At 67.8% G+C, this 3,221-nt stretch carries 3 protein-coding genes; all 3 read right to left on the minus strand.

Going from position 1 to position 3,221, the window contains the following annotated elements:
• Nucleotides 1-929 (minus strand): ABC transporter substrate-binding protein (locus QZ609_RS25770; RefSeq protein WP_295501134.1); only part of this gene is annotated, 929 nt, incomplete at its 3' end.
• Between the two features lie 138 nt (nucleotides 930-1,067).
• Entirely contained in the window at nucleotides 1,068-2,276 is a 1,209-nt protein-coding gene (locus tag QZ609_RS25775; RefSeq protein WP_295501128.1) for a CaiB/BaiF CoA-transferase family protein, read from the minus strand.
• 30 nt (nucleotides 2,277-2,306) lie between these two features.
• A partial coding sequence (locus QZ609_RS25780; RefSeq protein WP_295501131.1) for a LysR substrate-binding domain-containing protein occupies nucleotides 2,307-3,221 on the minus strand: 915 nt, incomplete at its 5' end.

The following is a 3,221-nucleotide window of genomic DNA, read 5'->3' on the forward strand; positions in this document are numbered from 1 at the left end:
TCGAACTCCGACAGCGTGCGCAGCGCCGTGGCCGGGCCGTCGGCCGGCATCGTGCCGTCCGGCGAGATCGCCTCACGCACTTTATCCCACGCAGCCAGGTACAACGAACGATCGCCCAGCAGATACGTCTCCGGCACCGTCTTGACGATGTCCGACGGGCCGGCCTTCTGCAGCCACTTGAGCGCGCGCACCATCGCATTGGTCAACGCCTGCGTGGTGTTCGGATTCTTCTGGATGAACGAGGTCGACGCGTACAGGCAGCCGGCCGGCATGTTGCCGCCAAACACCGCGCGGGTATCGGCCAGCGTGCGGGTGTCGGAGATCACGCGCACTTCGTTCTTCTGCGTGAGCATCGACATGACCGGGTCCAGGTTGGCCAGCGCATCGATCTGGCCAGCACGCACGGCCGCAATCGCGCCGTTGCTCGGACCCACGCCGATGATCGAGACTTCGTTGGGCTTGATGCCAGCGCGCGCCAGGACGTAGTTGACCATGATGTTGGTCGACGAACCCGGCGCCGTCACGCCGATCTTCTTGCCCTTCAGGTCGGCAATCGACTTGTAGTTGGGCAGGGTCTTGTTATTGACCGCCAGCACAATCTGCGGGGCGCGGCCCTGCAGCACGAACTCCTGGTAGGTCTGGCCCTTGGCCTGCAGCACCAGCGTGTGCTCATACGCGCCGCTCACCACGTCGGCGCTGCCGCCCACCACGGCCTGCAGGGCCTTGGCACCACCGGCAAAGTCGACGATCTCGACGTCCAGGCCTTCGTCCTTGAAGTAGCCCAGGCGCTCGGCAATGGTCAGCGGCAGGTAGTAGAACAACGCCTTGCCGCCCACTGCGATGGTGACCTTGCTCTTCTCGGGCTTGCCTTGCGCCAGCACGGCGGGGCTTGCCGCCAGCAGGCTCGCCGCGCACAGCCAGGTTCCCATCTGGCCCATCCATTTGGTCCAGCGCCCGATGCCCTGCATCCTCATGATCGTCTCCTGGAGCTTTCGCGTTTGTTGTTGACCTGAACAATTGCCGAGGATGTTACCGCAACGATGCATCACATGGCATGCGGGATGGTCCTAGCGTGTGCCTTCCGCAATCACGCCTTGCGCGGCCAGCGCATCGATCTGCGCGTCGGTCAGGCCGTGTTGTCGGAGCACGTCGCGCGTGTGCTGGCCCAGGCGCGGGGCGCTCGCCTGTACAGCGCCCGGCGTGCCCGACAGCTTGGGCACCACGCCCGGCATCTCCACGTCGATACCCGACTGCGCGCGCACCGTCTCGATCACGCCGCGCGCGCGGTAGTGCGGGTCGGCGGCGATATCGGCGACGGAGTAGATGCGTCCGCTCGGCACCTCGGCTTCGTGCAACGCAGCCAGAACGTCGTCGATGGAGAGCATGCCCGTCCAGGCGTTGATGGCGGCGTCGATTTCGTCCGCGCGGGCGGCGCGGCCGTCGTTGCGGGCGAGGCCGGGATCATCGGCCAAGTCCTGCCGGCCCATGCGCTGCATCAGGCGGCGGAAGATGTTGTCGCCATTGGCGGCGATCAGCACGTACTCGCCGCCCGCGCAGCGGTAGGCGTTGGACGGCGCGATGCCCGGCAGCGCTCCGCCGGCCGGCTGACGGATGGCGCCGAATACCGAGTATTCCGGCAGCAGGCTCTCGGTCAGGTTGAACACCGACTCATACAACGCCACGTCGATCACCTGCCCCTTGCCACCGCGCGCATCGCGCTCGTACAGCGCCAGCAGCACGCCTAGCGCGCCGTGCAGCCCGGCAATGGTGTCGCCCAGCGACAGTCCGGCACGCGCGGGGGGCCGCCCCGGCTCGCCGGTCAGGTAGCGCAGGCCCGCCATCGCCTCGGCAATCGCCGCGAAGCCCGGCTCGTCGCGCTTGGGGCCGGTCTGGCCGTAGCCGGACACACGCAGCATGATCAGCTTCGGGTTGATGGCCGACAGCGCCGCGTACGACAGGCCCCATTTTTCCATGGTGCCGGGGCGGAAGTTCTCGATCAGCACGTCGGCCTCGGCGGCGAGCTGGCGCACCACGTCCTGCCCTTCGGGCACGCGCAAGTCCACGCAGACGGATTGCTTGTTGCGCGACTGGGCCTCCCACCACACGGAGGTGCCCTCATGCAGCATGCGCCATTTGCGCAGCGGATCGCCCTGTCCCGGCGGCTCGATCTTGATGACCTGCGCGCCAAAGTCGGCGAGCGTCTTGGCGGCAAATGGCCCGGCAATCAGTTGCCCGAGTTCGAGCACGCGGATGTCCTGCAAAACCTGTGTCGGCATGGCAATCAAAGGGAGGAAACGTTCAGGGAATCAAAGCGCGGCAGGGTTGCCGAGCAAATGCGTCATAAGCAGTCGCGCCGAGCTGGTCAGCGCATCGGGGTCGCGCACGCCGACGAGCAAGCGGCGATGCGCCCACTCGTCTTCCAGCGGCACCAGCGCCAGGCCCGCGCCCGGCAGGCTGGACACATGCGCCTGCGCGGCAATGCGCGGCAGCACGCCCACGCCCAAGCCCGAAGCGACCATGCGACACACCGCCTCGAAGCTGCGCACCTGGATACGCAGGCGCAGCGGCTTGGCTAGCCGCTGGCTTTCGTCGAGCAGTTGCGCGGCCAGCGAAGTGCCCGGCGGCAGGCTGACGAAATCGAAATCGACCGCCTCGGCAAAGCGCACCTGCTTGCGGCCGGCCAGCGGGTGGCCGCGCGGGGTGACCAGGGCGAGGTCGTCTTCGCGGTAGTCGAACGTCTGCAGCCCGTCGCACGGCGTGCCGGCGGCAAAGATGCCAAGGTCGGCCCGGTTCTCGCGCAGCGCGGCGACGATGTCGCCGCTGTCCTGCTCTTCCAGCGCAATACGGATGGCCGGGTTGGCCAGCATGAAGGCGGCCAGGTCGTCGGCCAGGAACTGCGTGATCGACGAGGTGTTGGCCCAGACGCGCACCAGCCCACGCGTGCCGGCGGCAAAGTCCGACAGGGCGCCGGCCATACGCTCGACGTCCTGCAGGATGCCCACCGCGTGGCGAAAGCACGCCTGGCCGGCCTCGGTCAGCTCCACCCCGGCGGCATGGCGGTACAGCAGCGGCGCGCCCACGGCCGCTTCCAGGTCAGAGATCCGCTTGCTAGCCGCGGCCACCGCCAGGTGCGATTGCCGCGCCCCAGCCGAAATACTGCCCAGCCGGGCCACCGCCACAAACAGGCCGAGGGTGACGAGATCGAAGCGGGCGAGATTCAT

The sequence above is a fragment of the uncultured Ralstonia sp. genome (assembly GCA_913056305.1).
Taxonomy (GTDB): domain Bacteria; phylum Pseudomonadota; class Gammaproteobacteria; order Burkholderiales; family Burkholderiaceae; genus Ralstonia.

Coding starts and splice junctions, on each gene's coding strand:
- QZ609_RS25775 (WP_295501128.1), bottom strand. CDS start 2,276: ATGCCGACACAGGTTTTGCAGGACATCCGCGTGCTCGAACTCGGGCAA.